This is a genomic window from Lentzea fradiae (genome assembly GCF_900100955.1).
GTDB classification, from domain to species: Bacteria; Actinomycetota; Actinomycetes; order Mycobacteriales; family Pseudonocardiaceae; genus Lentzea; species Lentzea fradiae.
The window spans coordinates 171,171-190,668 of the sequence record NZ_FNCC01000018.1; the positions used below are offsets into that span (position 1 = coordinate 171,171).

Annotated in this window: 22 protein-coding genes and 2 tRNA genes; 5 read left to right on the forward strand and 19 right to left on the reverse strand. The window is 69.5% G+C overall.

The features are described 5' to 3' along the window. Nucleotides 1-5: 5 nt before the first annotated feature. The 5 genes from BLT23_RS34955 to BLT23_RS34975 form a co-directional block, all read right to left on the reverse strand. Nucleotides 6-833, reverse strand: coding sequence for a helix-turn-helix domain-containing protein (locus tag BLT23_RS34955; RefSeq protein ID WP_143036145.1), 828 nt, complete (start codon nt 831-833; stop codon nt 6-8). An 82-nt stretch (nt 834-915) separates the two neighbouring features. Beyond that, nucleotides 916-1,476 (reverse strand): putative glycolipid-binding domain-containing protein, encoded by a 561-nt coding sequence (locus BLT23_RS34960; protein WP_245744506.1) that lies wholly within the window; start codon nt 1,474-1,476, stop codon nt 916-918. Nucleotides 1,477-1,557: 81 nt separating this feature from the next. Beyond that, on the reverse strand, nt 1,558-1,728 hold the full coding sequence (locus BLT23_RS34965; protein ID WP_090058105.1) for an antitoxin: 171 nt from the start codon (nt 1,726-1,728) through the stop codon (nt 1,558-1,560). A 218-nt stretch (nt 1,729-1,946) separates the two neighbouring features. Further along, a complete protein-coding gene (locus BLT23_RS34970; RefSeq protein WP_090058109.1) occupies nt 1,947-3,152 on the reverse strand; it encodes a thioester domain-containing protein in 1,206 nt (401 codons plus the stop codon). Nucleotides 3,153-3,462: 310 nt separating this feature from the next. Then, nucleotides 3,463-4,668 (reverse strand): DNA cytosine methyltransferase, encoded by a 1,206-nt coding sequence (locus tag BLT23_RS34975; RefSeq protein ID WP_245744507.1) that lies wholly within the window; start codon nt 4,666-4,668, stop codon nt 3,463-3,465. Between the two features lie 62 nt (nt 4,669-4,730). Here BLT23_RS34975 and BLT23_RS34980 point away from each other — a divergent pair, with 62 nt between their 5' ends. Further along, a complete protein-coding gene (locus tag BLT23_RS34980; protein ID WP_090058112.1) occupies nt 4,731-5,489 on the forward strand; it encodes a hypothetical protein in 759 nt (252 codons plus the stop codon). A gap of 6 nt (nt 5,490-5,495) precedes the next feature. Here BLT23_RS34980 and BLT23_RS34985 read toward each other — a convergent pair whose 3' ends face one another. Further along, nucleotides 5,496-6,734 carry an ATP-grasp domain-containing protein gene (locus BLT23_RS34985; RefSeq protein WP_245744508.1) on the reverse strand — a complete coding sequence of 413 codons (1,239 nt, stop codon included), beginning with the start codon at nt 6,732-6,734 and terminating at the stop codon, nt 5,496-5,498. Nucleotides 6,735-6,767: 33 nt separating this feature from the next. Here BLT23_RS34985 and BLT23_RS41900 point away from each other — a divergent pair, with 33 nt between their 5' ends. Continuing rightward, complete coding sequence (locus BLT23_RS41900) at nt 6,768-6,959, forward strand: hypothetical protein (protein WP_245744509.1); 192 nt, start codon at nt 6,768-6,770, stop codon at nt 6,957-6,959. Between the two features lie 141 nt (nt 6,960-7,100). Here the strand turns inward: BLT23_RS41900 and BLT23_RS34990 are convergent, their stop codons facing one another. Further along, nucleotides 7,101-7,310: a hypothetical protein gene (locus tag BLT23_RS34990; RefSeq protein ID WP_090058119.1), complete on the reverse strand. Its 210-nt coding sequence runs from the start codon at nt 7,308-7,310 to the stop codon at nt 7,101-7,103. Between the two features lie 78 nt (nt 7,311-7,388). Here BLT23_RS34990 and BLT23_RS34995 point away from each other — a divergent pair, with 78 nt between their 5' ends. After that, the gene (locus BLT23_RS34995) at nt 7,389-8,243 is read left to right on the forward strand and encodes an NAD-dependent epimerase/dehydratase family protein (protein WP_281248937.1); all 855 of its coding nucleotides are present in this window, start codon (nt 7,389-7,391) and stop codon (nt 8,241-8,243) included. On the opposite strand, the gene BLT23_RS35000 is transcribed toward BLT23_RS34995, so the two are convergent. Next, nucleotides 8,188-9,099: a ribonuclease Z gene (locus BLT23_RS35000; protein ID WP_090058124.1), complete on the reverse strand. Its 912-nt coding sequence runs from the start codon at nt 9,097-9,099 to the stop codon at nt 8,188-8,190. The two genes, BLT23_RS34995 and BLT23_RS35000, sit on opposite strands and share 56 nt — an antisense overlap. Nucleotides 9,100-9,122: 23 nt before the next feature. Here BLT23_RS35000 and BLT23_RS35005 point away from each other — a divergent pair, with 23 nt between their 5' ends. Beyond that, the gene (locus tag BLT23_RS35005) at nt 9,123-9,944 is read left to right on the forward strand and encodes a serine hydrolase domain-containing protein (RefSeq protein WP_090058126.1); all 822 of its coding nucleotides are present in this window, start codon (nt 9,123-9,125) and stop codon (nt 9,942-9,944) included. Here BLT23_RS35005 and BLT23_RS35010 read toward each other — a convergent pair. The 9 genes from BLT23_RS35010 to BLT23_RS35050 form a co-directional block, all read right to left on the reverse strand. After that, the gene (locus BLT23_RS35010; RefSeq protein ID WP_090058129.1) at nt 9,928-10,254 is read right to left on the reverse strand and encodes a hypothetical protein; all 327 of its coding nucleotides are present in this window, start codon (nt 10,252-10,254) and stop codon (nt 9,928-9,930) included. The genes BLT23_RS35005 and BLT23_RS35010 overlap by 17 nt on opposite strands. A gap of 36 nt (nt 10,255-10,290) precedes the next feature. Further along, entirely contained in the window at nt 10,291-11,127 is an 837-nt protein-coding gene (locus BLT23_RS35015) for an SAM-dependent methyltransferase (RefSeq protein ID WP_176947064.1), read from the reverse strand. A gap of 285 nt (nt 11,128-11,412) precedes the next feature. Next, a tRNA-Arg gene (locus BLT23_RS35020) sits at nt 11,413-11,488 on the reverse strand. A 42-nt stretch (nt 11,489-11,530) separates the two neighbouring features. Continuing rightward, nucleotides 11,531-11,620: transfer RNA gene (locus tag BLT23_RS35025), tRNA-Ser, on the reverse strand. A gap of 155 nt (nt 11,621-11,775) precedes the next feature. After that, nucleotides 11,776-13,722 (reverse strand): acetoacetate--CoA ligase, encoded by a 1,947-nt coding sequence (locus tag BLT23_RS35030; RefSeq protein WP_090058134.1) that lies wholly within the window; start codon nt 13,720-13,722, stop codon nt 11,776-11,778. 75 nt (nt 13,723-13,797) lie between these two features. Next, nucleotides 13,798-14,553 carry an ESX secretion-associated protein EspG gene (locus BLT23_RS35035; RefSeq protein ID WP_090058136.1) on the reverse strand — a complete coding sequence of 252 codons (756 nt, stop codon included), beginning with the start codon at nt 14,551-14,553 and terminating at the stop codon, nt 13,798-13,800. After that, complete coding sequence (locus tag BLT23_RS35040; protein ID WP_090058141.1) at nt 14,550-15,818, reverse strand: PPE domain-containing protein; 1,269 nt, start codon at nt 15,816-15,818, stop codon at nt 14,550-14,552. The genes BLT23_RS35035 and BLT23_RS35040 overlap by 4 nt, the downstream gene beginning before the upstream one ends. After that, a complete protein-coding gene (locus BLT23_RS35045; protein WP_090058143.1) occupies nt 15,815-16,300 on the reverse strand; it encodes a hypothetical protein in 486 nt (161 codons plus the stop codon). Before BLT23_RS35045 ends, BLT23_RS35040 begins: the two co-directional genes overlap by 4 nt. A gap of 200 nt (nt 16,301-16,500) precedes the next feature. Continuing rightward, on the reverse strand, nt 16,501-17,142 hold the full coding sequence (locus BLT23_RS35050; RefSeq protein ID WP_090058146.1) for a dienelactone hydrolase family protein: 642 nt from the start codon (nt 17,140-17,142) through the stop codon (nt 16,501-16,503). A 74-nt stretch (nt 17,143-17,216) separates the two neighbouring features. On the opposite strand from BLT23_RS35050, the gene hisC reads away from it, so the two are divergent. Then, entirely contained in the window at nt 17,217-18,284 is a 1,068-nt protein-coding gene (gene hisC / locus BLT23_RS35055; RefSeq protein WP_090058148.1) for a histidinol-phosphate transaminase, read from the forward strand. 3 nt (nt 18,285-18,287) lie between these two features. On the opposite strand, the gene BLT23_RS35060 is transcribed toward hisC, so the two are convergent. Further along, nucleotides 18,288-19,037, reverse strand: a complete 750-nt coding sequence (locus BLT23_RS35060; protein WP_090058151.1) for a sulfite exporter TauE/SafE family protein — start codon at nt 19,035-19,037, stop codon at nt 18,288-18,290. A gap of 144 nt (nt 19,038-19,181) precedes the next feature. Further along, nucleotides 19,182-19,498, reverse strand: a 317-nt coding sequence (locus BLT23_RS35065; RefSeq protein WP_143035877.1) for an IS3 family transposase, incomplete at its 5' end; no start/stop codon positions are given.

Sequence of the window (19,498 nt, forward strand, 5' to 3'; positions counted from 1 at the left end):
TCCCCTCAAGCCAGCAAGCTCGTGATCAACTCCCTCGATTGTTCCTCACCCAGGGCTTGGACGGCGAGGTCCTTCAGCACCTTGTCGTAAACGGCGATCGAGACCTTGTCTTCGAGGAACAGGCTGGAGTTGTGACTCTCCAGGTAGACCACCGGCTCGAACTTCTCGAACGCCAGCTTGGTGAAGGACCCGGCGAGCCCGGCATGCACCCCGATCGAGAGCGGCACGATCCTGATGCTGACGTACGGGCGCACCGACATGCGGAGCAGGTGGTGCAACTGCTCCGCCATCACCTCCGGGCTGCCGACGTGTAGCCGTAGCGCCTGCTCGTGGACGAAGAAGACGAACTCGCGGCTCCGGTGGAAGATGGCCCGCCGCCCCATCTTCGCCGCGACGATCTGTTCCACCTGGTCGGGTGTCACCGTCGCGGCTGCCCGCACGACCTCGGTCGAGTAATCGGGGGTCTGGAGGAGTCCGGGAACGAGGTTCATCGCCCAGGCGACGATCTCGTCCGCGAGGCGTTCCTGGCTGATCAGGGTGCGCAGCTGGTCGGGAACACCGTTCGCGAGCTGGAGGTAGGCGTTCTCGCGGGTCTCCCGGTACAGGGCCAGCAGGCGGCGGGCTTCCTCCGCTTCGACGCGGCACAGGCCGAGGAGCATCGCGACCTCGACCTCCGTGGCCCCACCCTTGCCTCTGACCAGGTCGGAGACCTTGGCCTCCTCCCAGCCGAGCAGTTCGGCGATGCGCCGCTGGGTCATCCCGGTGGACCGGATGGCGTCGCGGATGCCATCGCCGAACGAGCGTCCCACCACGCTCGAAAATCGTTTGGGCATGGCGGAAAGCTAGGAGGCGCGCCCCTCCGCTGCCACCGTTCGCGGGCGACTCGCCACGAAGGAAGTACTTCTTGGAGGGGTTCTAAATCCGCTTCGAGATCAGCGGGTACTCGAGGACGAGGCCGTTGGGGTCGACCTTGATGTTCTGCTCGAAGCCGCCGCTCTTGAACCGCACCACGGAGACGTCGTCGCCGACCGACACCGTCCGGTAGGTCTGGGTCACGGCGCGGACCGAGAGGTCCGGCAGGGAGACCCGCACGACCGGCAGTGCGTGCTCGGAGGCTTCGCGGTGCAGGGCGAGCCTGCGGATCGGGATGGCGTTGAACAGCACGGCGAACTGCACGTCGACGTCGAGGGCGTCGTTGAACGTCTCGCGCTTGCTGCCGTGGCCGTGGTCGACCAGCCAGGCGCCGTCCTCGGTCCTCGACAGGGAGCACTGGCGCTCCTCCAGGACCGTGGCCGTGCGCAGCAGCAGGCGGGTGACCTGCCCGCTCTCGCCGACGGACACCTCGAACGAGGCGTTGAACTGCTCGTCGGGGCCCGCGGCGACGAGACGGCCGGACGCGCGCAGGCGCTGGTCGTTCGACAGGAGCAGGCGGACCTGCTCCAGCCGGGGCTCGTGGATGCCCTGCCAGGTGATCATTTCCGGCCGGCGGGCAGAAGGAGAGCGGGTCTCCCCGGCAGAGGTGACCCGCCCCGCGTCAGTGGCTTTGAAGGAGTTCACTCATCCACCCGGGAGGATGTCCTTGATCTTCGTGGCGACCGAGTCGACCTGCTCTTCGTGACCGAACTTGCCGGCGACGAAGTCGGCAGCGGCGTCGATGCCCTGGTCGACCTTCTCGTGGTTCTGCTCGGCCAGCTCGAGGGCCTTGTTCTTGATCTCGTCGAAGTTCATGAGGTGCTCCTTCGTTCCCGACGCAGAGTACCCGAGGGAACCCTGCGTGTTTATAGCCGCGAACACGCTAACCGCACCCGGACGTACCGGCTGACCGACACGCAAGACGCCGGGTGCCACCGAGGGGGACATCACGGTGGCGGGTCGCCGAGAACGGCAAACGCCCCCAGGTCCGGCGCGGGACCTGGGGGCGTTCGTCTACGGGGCGGTGCTAGCTATCAGGCACCAGCGTTCTTGCGGCGCACCACGAACAGCGCACCGACACCGGCGCCGACGAGCACCAGACCGCCGACGAGCGGCCACAGGATGGACGCACCGGTCGAGGCGAGGTCCTCACCGCCACCGGGCGCCGGGGCGGCCGGGGTGGTCTCGGTCGTGGTGGTCGTGGTCTCCGGAGCCGTGGTGGTCGTCTCCGGGGTGGTGGTCGTCGTGGTCGGCTGGGTCGGGACGGCCTCGGTCTTCCAGTCGGCCTTGGCCTCGGTCTCGACCTTCACCTTCTGCGGCTGCGCGACGACGAGCGACTGGGCGACACCGTCGTCCTTGCCGTCGTGCGCGACGAACAGGCGGCCCAGGGCGATCTCGGCCTCGGCGGAGAGCTTGAAGGAAGCCTTGCCGTCCTTGGAGCCCTCGGGCACGTTCACGAAGAACTCGGAGACCTTGTCACCGGTACCCTGGACGGCGAGCTCGTCCTTCTTCTGCACGGCGAGCGGGCTGCCGTCGGCGTCGACGAGGGTGACGCCCTCCGGCAGGTTCGCGGTGACCTTGACCTCGGTGGCCGTGGTCGTGACCTTGAACGGGCCGATCTTCTGGCCGGCCTTGCCGGACTGCGAGGCGGGGTCGATGTTCAGCGTCGGCTTCGGCGCCTCGGCCTCGACCTGGGCCTGCGAGATCAGCTTCTTGTAGAGGTCGACGACGTCGGAGTCGTTCTTCTTGTTGTCGACCTCGAGCTCGGCGTCGTCCGAGAAGTGCCAGAGCGCGGCCTGCGTGGCGGCGATGACGTCCTTCTTGTCGAGCTTCGGGACGTCGAACGCCTTCTTGATCTCGTCGACCGACTTGTTCGGGTAGGACCGGTTCAGGACCCAGAGGACCTTGCCGGGGTTGTCACCCTTGAACTTGGTGTTCTTGTTGGGGTGCTTGTCCCACGGCACCTCCTTGAGGACGTCGCCGTCCTTCAGCGGGGTCGGCAGCTCGACGCAGTACGCGAGGACGTTGGTGCGGTCCTTCTCGTCGTCGATGCGGAGCTTGATGACCGAGGTGCCCTGCTTCTCGCTCTTGTTGCCGTGCTTGAGCCACACGTCGTGGCCCTGCTCCTGGCCGCCGCGGTCCGGCGTGATCTTGACTTCGGCGTGGGCCGGAAGGGCCGACAACGACAGGGCGGCGGTGGCGCCGAGCAGCGCCGCGCCGATCCTCAACCGGGAAGCCATGGGTCTCCTTGTTCGCGTGAAGTTAGCCCGAACGCGGTGGAAAAGTCAGTCGCCCCGCCGGGACGGTCGGCGCGTCGACAGCGACACAGAACCGACAGGAAGCGACCGGACACTAACCGATGGGGTGTCACACGGAAGAGTGAGGTATGAACCACCCACACACCGGCCGTGACCTGCGCGAAGTCACCCAGCGTGTCCACAATGGATAGGACCGCGATGCATCGGATTTGTCAGGTGACGTTAGTTTTGTTGCCCAACAGTTATCTGCGCTCCGGCCCGCTACGTATGGCGGCCGGGGTCGGTTCAACCGTCAGGCCACCAATTCCGCGAGTTCGACGGGACGAATGTCACCCGGACGCAACGACGTGCCCCGCAGGCACATCTCCCTGGGCTCCGGACGGCGGCCGGTGAGAATCCACCGGGTCAGTCCCGCCAGCTGATACGCGATCAACGGAGGAACGGCGTCACCCACGTGGCGGTACGCGTTCCCGAGAATCGTGACGTCGAACCGGAACTGCCGCGGGAACCCCTGGAGCAGCGCCATCTCCCTGACCGTGCAGAGCCGGTGCTGGACGGGGTGGGCATAACGGCCATTCCCGACGTGACCGCATTCCCTCTTGATCGTCCGCGCCGGTTCGTCCCACCACATGCGACCGTAGACATCGGGGTGCGAACCCCAGTTCTGCTGTTCGACGATCTTGCGCTGCGCCGGGTTCAACAACTCCGCGGTCTCCGGTGAGCGGAGCAGATCAGCCCACGATCCGCCGTTCGCGGGAATCGCGCGCATTCTTTCGAGGCTGCGCTCCTGGGAAAAGGTGGGCGAGACGTGAATGGGGTCGTCCGGGTCGGCGAGGCCAGCCTCGATCGGGGGGAGCTTGCCGATGGCGCGACGGACGGTGACCGCCGACGGCCGGACGACCCTGCCGTCCCAGAGGTCGTCCAGGGTCAGCAGCGGCAGTCCCCCGTCCACGGCGACCATCAGCGTCCGCTCGCGCAGCTGCGGCAGGCCGAACCGGGACAGCATGTGCGTGCCGCCCCAGACCGTGTAACCGATCCGGGTGAGCTCCTCGGCGAGGCTGTCGAAGTGGTGGCGCTGCTTGCCCTTCACGAGCTCGCGGGCGTTCTCGACGAGCACGACCTTGGGACGCAGCTCCTGCGCGTAGACGGCGATCCGGCCGACCAGCGAGTTGCGCGGGTCGTCGCGCAGGTGGTTCTGGGAGGTGATCCGGCTGAACCCGGAGCACGGCGGGCAGGCCAGCAGCACGTCCAGCTCGCCCCGCCTGAGGCCCCAGACCTCGCGCAACGCCGCCGGGGACACCTTCGCGAGGTCGACCTCCAGCGGGTCGACGCCGATGTTCGCGCGGTAGGTGTCGTTGCAGCGCAGGGAACCGAGCTTCGAGCTGGGCTTGCCGATCTGCGCATCGGCGGCACCGACCACCCGGAAGTCGCGATGGGCGTGGAAGCCGTAGCTCATGCCGCCCGCACCGGAGAAGATGTCGGCCACCGTGAAGGACACGGCGAGATCGTACGGGCGAGGTTCCGATGACCTTTCCGTGACATCCCGTACCTTTCCCGCCTATGGAGCTGCCGCGTGCCTGGCAACGGCCTGACCCGTTGCGCGGACTCGACAGGATTTCCTGGGGCGAGGTGTACGACGGCCGAGGTGTCGCCGACCGCGTCCCACGTCTGCTGCGCTCCCTGACGGACCCGAGCGCGGACGTGCGCCTGGAGGCGTTCCGCTCGCTCGCCGACCGGCTGCTGACCGATGACACGGTCTCCGAGGCGTCGTTCTGCGCCGTGCCGTTCCTGGTGGAGCTGGGAGCGTCCTACAAGGTCGCGGGAGACGTGCGCGATCGGGTGATCTTCCTGCTGGCCGCGATGGCGTTGGCGGGCAAGGGCTTCACCGACGAGGGCCGCCGCACGCACCGCCGGTGGAACGCCATCGGGCGCGAACTGCCGCGCACGGCACCGGACTGGCTCACGCAGACGCGGCACGCCGTCGCCCAGGGCGCGCCGAAGATCTTCGAGGCGCTGGCCTCGGAACGGGTGGCGTGCCTCGTCGCGCTGGCGTGCGCCGTGCCGGAGAACCTGCCGTCGTTCGTCACCGGGCTGATCAGCGAGATGGTCGACCTGCCGGGCGAGGAGATGCTGGCCGACGCCGCCGAGATCGCCACGGCGCTGCTGCGGCGCTCCCCCGAGCTGCTCGGCGTGGAGCGGCCGAAGGTGCTCGGCGAAGGGCTGGTGCGTCCCGCGCACCAGCCCCGCGAGGTCGTCGCGGCGTTGATGGGCTACCGGTTCGCCCTCGACTCCGCGTACGGCGACGAGGGCGCCTGGTAGGTCCGTCTAGGCGATCACGGCCTCTTCGAAGGTCTCCTCCACCGGGACGGTGTCCTCGACCGCGATGGCGGGCTCCAGGGCCCCGAGACCGGTGCCCCACTCCTGGTCCGCGAGCGCGAACGCCGCGACCGTCAACGCCGCCACGGGAGCGCCCACGGGCATGTTCTCCCGGTGCAGGTCGAGGTCGAGCCTGCCGCCGATCGGCGACGGGCTCAGCCGCAGCGTGGCCTGCGCGGGCTCGTCCGGGTGCGCCAGGCGGCACGCCCAGCCCGTGAAGACCACGCGGCGCTCGTCCACGTCGGTCGGCTGCACGGCGCGCACGTTGGCGCCCACGGCACCGGCGCGGTGGTTGTCCGCCGCCTGCAGGACGAGCTCCTCGAACTCCATCGAGGAGACGCCGAGGTCCCAGCCCGCGACCAGGGCGACCTGGACGAGCGCGAGCGGCAGCACCGGGACGGCGTCCTCGAAGCAGACCATCGCGCCGCCGTAGCGGGTGTTGATCTCGGTCGGCAGGAAGCCGTCCTCGGTCGCGATGCCGTCCAGCGTGAACGTGCCGCGGTAGCCGACGGTGCCGCGCAGGTGCTCGCCGACGCGGCGAGCCAGGTTGCGCATCTCGTCGCGGATCCACACGGGCGGGTCGTAGAACGACGCGCAGCCCGCGTAGAGGAACTTGGCCTGGCCCTGGCGGCGCGGCACGACCATCTCGATCGGACGCAGCACCGCGGTGCCGTCCGGGAAGACGATGCCGTGCACGCTCACCGGGATGCCTTCGAGGAACGGCATCACGCGGACCTGCTCGCACTTGGGCGCGAGCACCTCGAAGGCTTCCTTGGCCTCCTCGTAGGACCGCACGCGGCGCACGAAGTTCGCGCCGCCGTTGATCGCCGGGCCGTCGCCGGACCAGACGACGCCCGCGCCGCGGTCCAGGATCTCCGAGGCGCCCCAGAGGCGTTCGAAGTCGAGGTCGAACACCATCGCCGGCGCGCGGCGGGCGGACAGCTCGTCCCACAGCGCGTCGATCGTGGTCTTGTTCTCCAGCTCGACCCAGCCGCGCTCGCGGGCGTTGAGCACGGGGCGGCCCTGGAAGGTGCCGATCTCGTTGTAGGGGGTGCTGATCACGACCGCTTCGCGCCGGGCGTCGAAGTCGCGGAGGATCGCGCGGACCTCCGCGCCGGGCTTGGTGAGCAGCTTGCCCAGGCGGCGCTGCTCGACGGCGACGAAGCCGCCCTTGATGCCCAGCGACACCCAGCGGGCGATCTCCGAATCATGCAGCGGGGCATGATCATCGGTATCGAGCACGAGCGTGTGGCGAGCTCCGAGCGCGTGGAGCTCCTGCGCGCGCTTAGCCAGACGTGTACCACCGGCCAGAACTACGAGCCGGTCACCGAACAACCTGCCGAGGCGCTCGTTGAGCGCTGCGAGAACATGATTCATCGCCGAGAACCCGCTTTGAGAAGAAGCAGAAGATGAACCGGCGATCGCCGGGTGACGCGTAGCGTAGAGCCACCCGGTATGTGTGTCGAAGCACGGTCCGGCAACGGCCGGATGAATCTTGCGACGGGCCTGTCGGCTCAAGCTCGCGGCAAGTGGATCAGGCGACGATCCGTGCGCTCAGAGTGAGCGCGTCGCGTCCCGGAGGACCTGGTCGACGCGGTCGAGGAAGCTGCGCCTGGGGTTGGCCGGCGGCAGTGGCGCGGTCAGCTCGGCCGGTCCGGGCATGGGCACGGCACCCACGATCTCGGACACGTTGCGCAGGAACTCCTGCCGCTTGAACTCGTGCACCGCGTGGTCGTGCAGGAGCCCGGCGATGCTTGTGTGCACAGCGCGATGGGGGTAACTCACATGAGTGTTATCGGTGCTCAAGAGAGCGACCTTTAGGGTCAGTTCGTGCGAGTTCTAGTGACCGGCGCCACTGGGTACGTCGGCCGAGTCGTGGTGCGTGAGCTGCGGTTTCACGGACATGAACCGGTTGTGTCCCGTCAACGCCTCTCCGAGCCCTTCGACGCGACCGAACTCTCCGGAGTCGGCGCCGTCATCCATCTGGCGGCCGTGGCGCGCGTTCGCGAGTCGTTCCTCGACCCCGTCCGGTACTACGGGACGAACGTCGGCGGGACGCTGAACCTCCTCGAAGCCCTTCAGGGCCAACGATTCCTGCTCGCCTCGACCGGTGGCGTGTACCGGCCGTCGGACGAGCCGCTGACCGAGGACGCGGCCCGCGAGCCGTCGTCCCCGTACGCCGCCACCAAGGCCGCCGCGGAGGACCTCGTCGCCTGGACCGCCCGGTCGGGGCGGATCGGCGCGACCACGCTCCGTCTCTTCAACGTTGCCGGAGGAGGTGACACCGACACCACACGGGTGATCACGCGGGCCGTGGCGTCCGCCGCCGGGACGGTGCCGGGCATGGAGGTCTACGGCGACGGCTCGGCCGTGCGCGACTTCGTGCACGTGCGCGACGTCGCCGCCGCGTTCGTCGTGGCGCTGGAGGCGTGCGAGGTGGGCACGTCGTCGGTCTACAACGTCGGGGCCACCCCCGCGTCCGTGCGGGACGTGCTCGACACCGTCTCCGCCGTGACCGGTCGCCCCGTGCCCGTCGAGTGGAAGCCCGCCCACCCCGGCGAGGTCCGGTTCCAGCGGGCCGACGTGACGCGGCTGCGCGGACTGGGCTGGGAGCCGCGGCACTCGTCGCTGGAGGAGATCGTCACCGACCAGTGGCTCGCTTCGGCACCGGGACCCGGTCCAGGTCCTTCGCGATGACGATCTCCCCGTCGAACTCCGCCGCCGCCTCGGCGTGGAACTCGGCGGGGTCGTCGTAGCGCTGGGAGAAGTGGGTCAGCACGAGCTTGCGGACGCCGCTCTCCCGCGCGACGCGGGCCGCCTGCCGGGCGGTGAGGTGGCCGTGGTCGCCCGCGAGCTTGGTGTCGCGGGCGAGGTAGGTCGACTCGATGACCAGCAGGTCCGCTTTGTCCGCGAGCTCGTAGACGTTGTCGCACAGACGCGTGTCCATGACGAACGCGAACTTCTGCCCGATGCGGGGCTCGCTGACGTCGCCGAGCTTGACGCCGTTCAGCTCCCCCTGCGCCTGCAACGTGCGGACCTCCGGCCCTTGGATGCCGTGCTCGCGCAGCTTCTCGGGCAACATGCGGTGGCCGTCGGGTTCGACGAGCCGGTAGCCGAAGCTGTCGATGCCGTGGTCGAGCCGGTACGCCTCCAGCGTCCCGAACTTGCCCCTCGCGACCACGCCGTCCTCCTCCACCGGCACCTCGGCGATCTCCGCGGCGTCGTAGAAGGCGCTGGCGTGGCGGAGGCGCTCGAAGAAGTGCGCACCGGACTTCGGGAAGTGCGCGTGCACGGTGTGCCGGACCCGGTCGAGGCTGAGCCGCTGCACGACGCCGGGCACGCCCAGGCAGTGGTCGCCGTGGAAGTGCGTGATGCAGATCCGGGTGATGTCGCTCGCGGCGACGCCCGCCCGCAGCATCTGCCGCTGGGAGCCGTCGCCGGGGTCGAAGAGCAGGCCCTCGCCGTCCCACCTGAGCAGATAGCCGTTGTGGTTGCGCTGGCGCGTGGGAACCTGGCTGGCCGTTCCCAGGACGATCAGTTCCCGGACTGTCACACCCTGACGTTAACGTCTGTGCCATGCGGAGCGTGGAAGTGGCAGCGTCGTGGCCGGTGGAGAACGTGGCGGTGGCCGTCGTCTCGGACGGGGCCGTCGTGGGCTCGTTGGGTGATCAGCAGCGGGTGTTCCCGCTCGCGTCGGTGACGAAGCTGCTGACGTCCTACGCGGTCCTCGTCGCCGTCGAGGAGGGGGCGGTCGAATGGGACCAGCCCGCCGGGCCGCCGGGAGCCACCGTCCGGCACCTCATCTCGCACACCGCCGGCTACGCGTTCGACAAGGCCGAGGTGCAGGCCGAGCCGGGCAAGCGCCGGATCTACTCCAACGCGGGCTTCGACGTGCTGGCGTCGTTCGTCGGCACGGCGTGCGAGATGCCGTTCGAGACGTACCTGCGCGAGGCCGTGTTCGTGCCGCTGGGGATGAAGTCGTCCGCCCTCGTCGGCTCGGCCGGTGCGGGCGCCGAGTCCTGCGCGGCCGACCTGGCCCTGTTCGCCGCCGAGCTGCTGTCGCCCACGCTCGTGTCGGCCGAGCTGTTCGGCGAGGCCACGTCCGTCGTCTTCCCCGGCCTGAACGGCGTGCTGCCCGGCTACGGCATGCAGAAGCCGAACGACTGGGGCCTCGGCTTCGAGCTCCGCGACGGCAAGTCGCCGCACTGGACCGGCCTGAGCCACTCGCCGCGCACGTTCGGGCACTTCGGCCAGTCCGGCACGTTCCTGTGGGTCGACCCGGAGATCTCCGCCGCCTGCGTCGCCCTCACCGACCTGCGCTTCGGCCCGTGGGCCGTCGAGGCGTGGACCCCGTTCTCCGACGGCGTGCGCGAGGAGCTCGTCAGTCGGCGAGCCTGAGCGCGAGCTGCCGGAGGATCTCCTGCACGTCGGCGTCCTCGTAGTCGTTCTCGTACGCCTGCGCGACGCCGTGGAAGGCGTAGAGCAGGCCCGCGGTGAACCACCCGAACTGCGACAGCACCTGGTCCATCGCCTGCTTGAGCGCCTGGGCGCCGGCCTCGTTCAGCTCGCCGTCGACCTTGACCTCGTAGCTGAACACGCCCTCCTGCAACGACTTGAGCGCCATCCGCAGGTAGTCGTCCGACCCGGCGCCGTCGTAGGTGAGCGTCAGGACGCCGAGCGCCCGCTGCATGATCTCCCGCTGCTCCACGCCGCCACTCTGCCCGCTGGACCCGCGCGAGTCACGTCACCGGCGCGCGACCCACCGCCCGACCGAGAAGACCCCGGCCGCCCGCGCCGCGTCGAGCACCCGCTTGCCCGCGTGGATCACGGTCTCCCGCTCGCCGCTGTACTCGCCCCAGCCCTGCCCGTCGTCCGGCGGGGTGCTGCCCCAGCACTCGACGCCGGGAAAGAGGTCCTCGGCGACCTCGACGACGAACCCGGCCGCCGCCATCGCGTCGCGGTACTCCTCCAGCGAGCCCAGCCGAGGGATGGAGATGACCTCCTCCACGGGCCGGACGAACGGCGCGATCTCCTCCTCGGTCCGCCGCTCGCCGAACGGCCGCCGGATCCAGTCGACGCCGACGAGACGGGCGCCGGGCTTGAGAACCCGGAACGCGGCCTCGAAGAACGCGCCCTTCTCGGGCAGGTGGCACACCGACTCGTAGAAGCTGACCATGTCGAGCGACGCGTCCGGCCAGGCCGTGAGGGTCTTGTAGTCCTCGTCGCCGACCGTGAGGAACGCCACGCGGTCCCCCATGCCCCGCTCGGCGGCGTAGCGGCGTGCCTCCGCCGACAGCCACTCGTTGTTGGAGATGCCGACGACGTTCGCCCCGGACAACTCGGCCATGTGGACGGTCGTGCCGCCGACACCGCTGCCGAAGTCGAGCGCCGTCTGCCCTGCGCGGAGGTTCGCGGCCTCGACCTGCTTGCGCGCCAACGCCTTCGCCGCGTCCTCCGGCGACAGTCCGGCCTGCTCGGCCGCCAAGTCGCCGTGGTGCCAGAACTGCCCCATGAGCGCGTGGTACGCGGGCCCCGCGTGGTCGTAGTACTCGCGGACCTGCCGCTCGACAGTGCTGTTCACCAGTCCGGCCTTTCGGTTCTCACTCAGCCTCGGTGAACAGGGAACGTAGTGTCCTGTTCAACCACTTGTCCACGATGCCTCATCGCAACGACCACCTGCGGTTTTCGATGCTGTGATCACCGGCACGGAAGCCGGATCGTGAACGTCGGCCCGGCCCCTTCCACGCGCGCTCCGGCTGGTGGTCACCGATGACGATGCCCGTGTCCTGCGTGGCATGACTCGAAAGAACCGCGGTCACGAATGCGGTCAGAGCCCCGGCGGAATTTCTCCACCGGGGCTCTGAGCTGGCGCGCTCGACAGGATTCGAACCTGTAACCTTCTGATCCGTAGTCAGATGCTCTATCCGTTGAGCTACGAGCGCAGGCTATTCAATTATAACCGATCCCCGAGAGGTTCGGCCTTGCGGAGGCTCCGGGATTTGAACCCGGGATGGGGGGTTACCCCAAACCGCATTAGCAGTGCGGCGCCATAGACCAGACTAGGCGAAGCCTCCCGGGACCATCCTTGGCCACGACGCATAGGTTACACAGGTCCTCGACCGACTTGCAAAACGCCCCCCTCCTAACTGCATCCGCGCTGCTCAGGGCATGTACGGAGAGCCGGAGAGGGGCGTAAAACGCCTGGTCGGCGGCGACGGAGTGACCTAGATCATTCCGAGGCGAGTTCCAGGAAGGGCCGCAGGGACTCCGGATTGCGCAGCGCGCCCTTGCTCACCGCCTTCTCCGGGTCGGCGCCCGCGAGGATCTTCTTGACCGGGACCTCGCACTTCTTGCCGTTGAGGGTCCTGGGAATCTCGGCCACGGCGACGAACCTGTTCGGGACGTGGCGCGGGGAGAGGGACGCGCGCAATTCCTTGCGCAGCAGTGGTTCGACGTCGGCGAGTTCCACGCCGTCCAGGACGACGAAGCAGAGCAGCTCGCCCTCGGTGACGCCGGAGGTGTCGATCACCAGGGAGTCGGCGACGCCGTCGACCGACTCGACGACGCGGTAGAACTCCGAGGTGCCCATGCGGACGCCGCCGCGGTTCAGGGTCGAGTCGGAGCGGCCGTAGATCACCGCGGAGCCGCGCGGGGTGATGCGGATCCAGTCGCCGTGCCGCCAGACGCCGGGGTAGGTGTCGAAGTAGGCGTCGCGCAGCCGGGAGCCGTCGGTGTCGCCCCAGAAGCTGACCGGCATCGAGGGCATCGGCTTGGTGATCACGAGCTCGCCCACCGCGTCGTCCAGGGGGCGGCCGGACTCGTCGTACGCCTCCACGGCGGCGCCCAGGGCGCGGCAGGACAGCTCGCCGAGCCAGACCGGGCGGTCGGGGGACGCGGCGACGAACGCCGTGCAGACGTCGGTGCCGCCGGAGACGGAGGCGATCTGGACGTCCTCGCCGATGGCGTCGGCGATCCAGCGGAAGCCTTCCGGGGTCAGGGGTGCGCCGGTCGAGCCGACGACGCGCAGGCCCGTCAGGTCGTACGTCGCGGCCGGGTCGAGCCCTTCCTTCAGGCACGACTGGATGTACGGCGCGGAGGTGCCGAAGTAGGTGATGCGGTGCTGTTCGGCCAGGTGCCACAACGTGTTCAGCGACGGGTAGGCGGGGCTGCCGTCGTACAGGACGATGGTCGTGCCGACCAGCAGGCCGCCGACCAGGTAGTTCCACATCATCCAGCCGGTGGTGGTGAACCAGAAGAAGCGGTCGCCGGGGCCGAGGTCGCTGTGCAGGCCGAGCATCTTCAGGTGCTCCACCACGATGCCGCCGTGGCCGTGCACGATGCCCTTGGGCAGGCCGGTGGTGCCGGACGAGTAGAGCACCCACAGCGGGTGGTCGAACGGCACCGGGGTGAACTCCAGCGGCGCGCCCTCGTGCGCCGCCAGCAGGTCCGTGAACGACAGCGTGTCCGGCAGCGTGGAGCCGTTGTCCAGGTAGTCGATCAGGATCGTGGCGCGCAGGCCGGGCAGCTGGGCGCGGATCTCCTCGACGACCGGGCGGCAGTCGAACGACCGTCCGTTGTAGACGTAGCCGGAGACGGCGACGAACACCGCCGGCTCGATCTGCGTGAAGCGGTCCGCGACGGCCCTCGCGCCGAAGTCCGGGGAGCACGACGACCACGTGGCGCCCAGCGAGGCGGCCGCCAGGAAGGCGACCAGCGCGTCCGGGGTGTTCGGGACCAGCGCCACCACCCGGTCGCCCTGCGAGACGCCCAGGGACACGAGTGCGGCGCGGAAAGCGGCCACGCGCGAGCGCAGCGCGCCGTAGGTCAGCGAAGTCGAGAGACCGTCTTCTCGGTGGAAGAGAACCGCCAGGTCGTCGTCGTCACCGCGACGCAGCGCGTGTTCGGCGTAGTTCAGCGTCGCGCCGGGGAACCACTTCGCGCCGGGCATGTCCGCCGATCCCAGCACCCGTTCCGGGGCCGAGTGGAACCGCACGTCGAAATAGGACGCCACGGCGCCCCAGAACCCTTCCAGATCGGAGACCGACCATTCCCACAACGACTCGTAGTCGGGGAAGTCGTGGCCTCGTTCAGAACGCAGCCACGTCCTGAAGCCGGCCATTCCGTTGTCCCTGGAGGGATCGGGGCGCCAGAGCAGTTCGACGTCGGTGTCGGTCATGCCCCATGTCTAGTTGAGGCGAACCCGCACGTCCATGTGTGATTGGCGGACTTGCGTTCGCCCACCTGTGTGTTCTCACCCCGCCGCGAGCAACTCGTCGACGGCCGTCGTGAGCCGGGAGGCGTCGGCCGGCGCGAGCACGAGCCAGCCGTCCTGCTTGCGCAGGAGGTACCGGCCCTCGCGGGTGTCGAGCCACGACACCGAACGGCCGGTCGGGCGCGGCACTCCGTCGCGGTTGCGCGCGGTCAGGCCCAGCTCGCCGCCGCCGATGCGGGACGTGACGAGGCGCAGCAGCGTGTGCGCCTCCGGCTCGCGGACGCCCGCGTCGCGCAGGACCTCGAGGAACGCCTGCTTGCCGTCCTGCTCCCCCGCCTTGCCGGCGCGGACGTAGTCGTCCCAGCGCACGTTCACGGCGCGGCCGGTGCCCGGTGCGAGCCCCGGCAGCGACGACACCGTGGCCGAGGCCAGTGACGTCGGGCGGAACGAGTAGAGGTGCACCTTGTCGTTCACGCGGGCGGCGAAGGCACCGGTCCAGCCCGCGCAGGCGATGCCGCGGGCCAGCTCGGCGCCCTTGAAGTACGCGATGTCCAGTGCCCTTTCGAACTCGCCGAGGCCGCTGACCAGCGCTCTCAGGTTCGGATCAGGGCGCTGCACGGTGCCGAGCCCGCGCGCCAGCAGCGTCTGCGAGCTCGCTTCGACGAGGCGTTGCCGTGCCGCGCGGGTGGCCCCGACGTGGGGCGTCCCGAGCGGCACGGCGCGGTCCTCACCGTGCACGGCCTGCCACAGCAGGAAGAACTCCTGGGAGCTCACCGTGAACTGACGTTCGTTCACTGACCGATCACCGGCGGAGCTGCCTTGCGGTCGAGTCCGAAGACGTTGTCGTCCTCTTCCAGGTAGCTCGCGCTCTTGTGCTCGCGCGAGTCGTCACGGCCGCCCGCCGCGGCACCGGCGGCCATCGGCGCGGCACCCATCGCGAGCGGGTTCTGGAACGCCTTGGTCTGGCCACCGGCCGCCGGCGACGAGGCAGCCGCCGCGGCACCGGCACCGGCACGCGCTCCCTCGTTGACGCCGGCCGCGCCACCGCCCGCACCGGGACCGCCGGACGCGACAGCGCCACCGCTCTGGCCAGCGGAACCGGAGCTGAACGGACGGGCCATGCCCATGCCGCCACCACCGAAGCCGCCACCGCGACCGCCGCCGAACCCGCCACCGCCGCGCGACGAGGCGTTCGTCGTGCCGCGGTTCTGGCCGTTCGCCGGGGAGGTCGTCACGGGTCCCGCCGCGCCACCGCCGGGGTTCGTCTCCGGGGTGCCGGGCGTGCGGCCGCCACCGAACTCGGGGTTGGCCGGTGTCGGGTTGACCGGGTTGACCGGGGGCGTGAACTGCTGCGGCACGGTCTGGTCGACCGCGGCCGAGTTGCGCTGGAACGCCGCCATCACGTCGGCCGCGCGGCGGTGCGACGCGTCGGCGGCGGCGAGGGTCTCGACGGGGCTGCTGCCGATGGTCTCGAAGTTGGCGAACTCGTCGGTGGACCGCACCAGCCGCGCGTCCTGCAGGCTCGTGCCGGCGCTGACCCCGTCGGCCTGCTCCACCAGGGCGAGCCTGTCGCGCAGGGCGGGCTTCACCGTCTCGGTGGGCACCGGGGCCTCGGGGGCCTGGGGAGGCGGCGGCATCGCGGCGCGGGCCGCCTCGACGTTGCTCGTCTCGGTCGTGATGGCCGCGGAGACCTTGGTCGCGTAGGTCGCGGTGTCGTCGACCCAGTTGGTGACCTCGGTGATGCCGTCACGGGCCAGGCGCGCCGACTCGCTGTCCCAGCCCACGGCCGAGTCCTCGACGGCCTTGAGCAGGTTGAGGCGCACGCCGGCGATGTCCTCGCCGATCTTCGCCCAGTTCGTGGCCGCGGCCTGGGCACCGGCGAGGTTCACGCCCGTGTGCACCATGTTGTAGAGCTGCTCGTGGGTGTAGGTCATCCAGTCGACCGGCTCGTGGAGGTCCTCGCGGTTGTAGCGGGGACCGCCGTGGTGCCCGTTCCCGTGGCCACCGTTCCCGCCGTGACCACCGCCGTGGCCGCCCCTGTTGTTCGATCCGTGGCTCACCAGGACCCCCCGGCGTTCTTCATGGCCTGCTCGGCCTCCTCATCGGTGGCGCGCAGACTGTCACGGCTGCGGCGCAGGGCGTTGCCGATGTCGTCGAGGACCTTGAAGAGGTCCAGCAGCGCCTTGGCGGCGCCGGAGTCCTCGCCGACGGCGAGGTCGGTGAAGCGGGCGCTGATGGCCCTGGCGACGGGGTTGTCCCCGAGCTGCAGCGGCGTGGCCAGCTGCTGGCTCGCGCGTCTCCACAGGTCCATGACCTGGTCGCGGGCTTCCTCGACGGCCTTGATCAGGGCATCGGCCGCGTCGTAGTCGAGCGTCAGCGTGCCGCGGTCGGCTGCCTCGTCCAGCTTGGCGGCGGCCTGGCTCGCCTCGGCTTTGTCCGCCTGCATCTGCTGCTGGAGAACGGGCTTCGCCGCGGCGAGCTGTTCCGCCGTGATGGGCACGGTGGTCGACGTGGTCGTCGCCGTCGTCGGATCAGGCGTCACCGTGGATGCCGCCCCCGTACCTTCCGCCGTCCCACTCGCCGTCCCAGTGCCTTCAGCCATCCCTCACAACCCCCTGCACTGCATAACTCGTCACCGCAGCACTGGGCGTTACTCGTGATCCACACCCAGGCAGCCCGTCCGAAGCCCTTCTTAGATGTACCCGGACGCCAGTTCGGTTCCAATCCGCCGGAAAGACCCCCTTACCGCATGTGGGCGTCGAACCAGTTCAACGCCCGCGACCACGCCTCATCACTGGATACATCGAATCGGACCAAATCAGAGGCAGTTTCGGAACTGATCACAGCATCACGAAGCTTGCTCACTTCTTCCGAGTCGTCGTCGCGGTAGATGCCGAGCCACGGGCAGGACAGGTCGGAGGCCACGTCGACCAGCGCGGGAAGCCCGTCGGACAGCGGTTCGAGGATGCCGGGTCCCTGCACGGTGACGGCCGCGCCGATCGCACGGCTCGCGGCGACCACCATCGCGACGGTGCCGCCGATGTCGAAGCCGACGACCCCCATGCGGTCGGCGCTCACGCCCTGCTGCCCGAGCCACACGAACGCGACGTCGGTGTCGGCGAGCAGGCGGTCGCCGGAGAGCTTGCTGACCCGGTCCCTGATGTCGTCGCCGTGCACGCGGTCCTCGTCGTAGAGGTGCGGTGCGATCGCGAGCCACCCCTCGGCGGCCAGGCTGCTGACGAGCGACCGGACCCCGGCGGTCATCCCGCGGGCCTCGTGCAGCACCACGAGACCGCCCCGCACGGCGGAGTCGGGTTCGGCGATCGTCACCCGCAGCTCACGGCCGTCGGAGAGGGAAAGCGTCTCGATGCGGGTAGTGGTCATGGTTCACCCTCGCACGCCAGGGTGAACTCCAGTCAACGTGACCAATCGGACGGAGCAATGCGAGGATCGGGGGCATGACCGTGCGAACCCGTGCTGACCTGGCGTCCTTGCCGTCCTACGTCCCCGGCAGGACCATTCCGGGCGCCATCAAGCTCGCGAGCAACGAGGTGTCGGCGGGACCGCTGCCGAGCGTCGTTCAGGCGATCGCCGACGCGGCCACCGCCATCAACCGGTACCCCGACTCCGGGAGCACCGAGCTCACCGCGAGGCTCGCCGACAAACTCGGCGTGCCCGCTGACCACCTCGCCCTCGGCTGCGGCTCGGTGACCCTGTGCCAGCAGCTCGTCCAGGCCACCTGCACCGAGAACGACGAGGTGCTGTTCGCCTGGCGCTCGTTCGAGGCGTACCCGATCGTCACGCACGTGGCGGGCGCCAAGCAGATCCGCGTGCCGCTGACCGACGGCCACGTGCACGACCTCGACGCGATGGCCGCGGCGATCACGCCGAACACGCGCATGGTCTTCGTCTGCAACCCGAACAACCCGACCGGCACCGCGCTGCGCACCGAGGAGATCGAGGCGTTCATCGCGAAGGTGCCCGACGACGTGCTGGTGGTGCTCGACGAGGCGTACAAGGAGTTCGTCGACGACGCGCACGTCCCGGACGGCGTCGAGCTCGCCAAGCAGCTGTGGGCGGCGGGCCGCGACAACGTGGCGGTGCTGCGGACGTTCTCCAAGGCGTACGGCCTCGCGGGCCTGCGGATCGGCTACGCGGTGGCCCCGCCCGCCGTCGCGGACGTGCTGCGCAAGGTCTACGTGCCGTTCTCGGTGAACGCGCTGGCACAGGTGGCCGCGATGGCGTCGCTGGACGCCGAGGACGAGCTGATGGTCCGCTGCCGCGCGATCGTCGCGGAACGCATCCGCGTCCGCGGCGAGCTGCTCGCGTTGGGCTACGAGGTGCCCGAGACGCAGGCGAACTTCGTGTGGCTGCCCCTCGGCGAACGCACCGCGGAGTTCAACGAGCACTGCCTGGAGCACAAGGTCGTCGTGCGCGCGTTCGTGGGCGAGGGAGCCCGCGTGACGATCGGCGAACCGGAGGAGAACGACGCCTTCCTGGCCGCCGCCCGCGCGTTCAGCGTCTGACAGCTACTTGGTGAGCAGCTGCACGATCGCCGCGACTCCCACCACCACGATGACGCCGCGCAGCACGGCGGGTGGGAGTTTGCGGCCGACCTTCGCCCCGATCTGGCCGCCGATGACGGACCCGACGGCGAGCAGCAGCACGACCAGCCACGCCACGTCGGCGATGAAGATGAACAGCACACCCGCGACGAGGTTCACGAACGCCGTCAACACGTTCTTCAACGCGTTGAGGCGTTGCAGGTGGTCGCTGACGAGCACACCCATGAGCCCCATGACCAGCACACCCTGCGCGGCCCCGAAGTAGCCGCCGTAGATGCCGGCCGCGAAAACCCCGAACCACAACAACAGGCCGCCGTCGTTGTCCGTGCGCCGGTCCGCGAGCTTGCAGTTGAGCCACGGCTGGATCACCACCAGCACCAACGCGATGACGATCAGCACCGGCACGATCGCCGCGAAAGCGTTCTCCGGCAACGTGACCAGCAGGACCGCACCGACGATGCCACCGAGGATCGACGCGGGCAGCAGCCTCTTGACCCGCGACGCCTGCCCCTTCAGCTCCTCGCGGTAACCCCACGCCCCGGACAGCGAACCGGGCACCAGCCCCAGGCTGTTGGAGACGTTCGCGACCACAGGCGGGTAGCCGACGGCGAGCAGCACCGGGAACGTCACGAGCGTTCCGCTGCCGACGACGGTGTTGATGCCGCCGGCGAACACACCCGCGACCACCACCACGAGGGCTTCCCAGATCGTCATCGCTCTCCCCGTCACCCGATGCTTAGCGACGCTAACACTCTGTCCGGACGGGCGCGGTGTGGCGCTCGTGACAGGCCGCTCACGACAGCAGGGCCGGCACTCGGTGTGAACTGGGCCCCGAAAGTTGGACTGGCTAACTGAAGGTTAGGCCGCGAGGGCCTGGGCTCGGTATTCGACCGGGCTCAGGCCCTCGAGCGTGGTGGAGATGCGGGTGGTGTTGTACCAGCTGATGTAGTCGTCCAGTGCCGCGGTGAACTCCTCGACGGTGTCGAACCTGTTGTGGTGGAACAGTTCTGCCTTCAGGTGGCCGAAGAAGTTCTCGGCCATCGAGTTGTCCAGGCAGTTGGCCCGCCGTGACATCGACTGGGTCAGGCCCGCGTCGTCGAGCAGGGTGCGCCAGGAGGCGTGCTGGTACTGAAAGCCCTGGTCGGAGTGCACCAGCGGTGTGGCGCCGTCGGGCA

Coding starts and splice junctions, on each gene's coding strand:
- BLT23_RS34965 (WP_090058105.1), bottom strand. CDS start 1,728: ATGAACTTCGACGAGATCAAGAACAAGGCCCTCGAGCTGGCCGAGCAG.
- BLT23_RS41900 (WP_245744509.1), top strand. CDS start 6,768: ATGATCATCGGTATCGAGCACGAGCGTGTGGCGAGCTCCGAGCGCGTG.
- hisC (WP_090058148.1), top strand. CDS start 17,217: ATGACCGTGCGAACCCGTGCTGACCTGGCGTCCTTGCCGTCCTACGTC.
- BLT23_RS34970 (WP_090058109.1), bottom strand. CDS start 3,152: ATGGCTTCCCGGTTGAGGATCGGCGCGGCGCTGCTCGGCGCCACCGCC.
- BLT23_RS34960 (WP_245744506.1), bottom strand. CDS start 1,476: ATGATCACCTGGCAGGGCATCCACGAGCCCCGGCTGGAGCAGGTCCGC.
- BLT23_RS35050 (WP_090058146.1), bottom strand. CDS start 17,142: ATGACCACTACCCGCATCGAGACGCTTTCCCTCTCCGACGGCCGTGAG.
- BLT23_RS34955 (WP_143036145.1), bottom strand. CDS start 833: ATGCCCAAACGATTTTCGAGCGTGGTGGGACGCTCGTTCGGCGATGGC.
- BLT23_RS35005 (WP_090058126.1), top strand. CDS start 9,123: ATGCGGAGCGTGGAAGTGGCAGCGTCGTGGCCGGTGGAGAACGTGGCG.
- BLT23_RS34980 (WP_090058112.1), top strand. CDS start 4,731: ATGGAGCTGCCGCGTGCCTGGCAACGGCCTGACCCGTTGCGCGGACTC.
- BLT23_RS35030 (WP_090058134.1), bottom strand. CDS start 13,722: ATGACCGACACCGACGTCGAACTGCTCTGGCGCCCCGATCCCTCCAGG.
- BLT23_RS35060 (WP_090058151.1), bottom strand. CDS start 19,037: ATGACGATCTGGGAAGCCCTCGTGGTGGTGGTCGCGGGTGTGTTCGCC.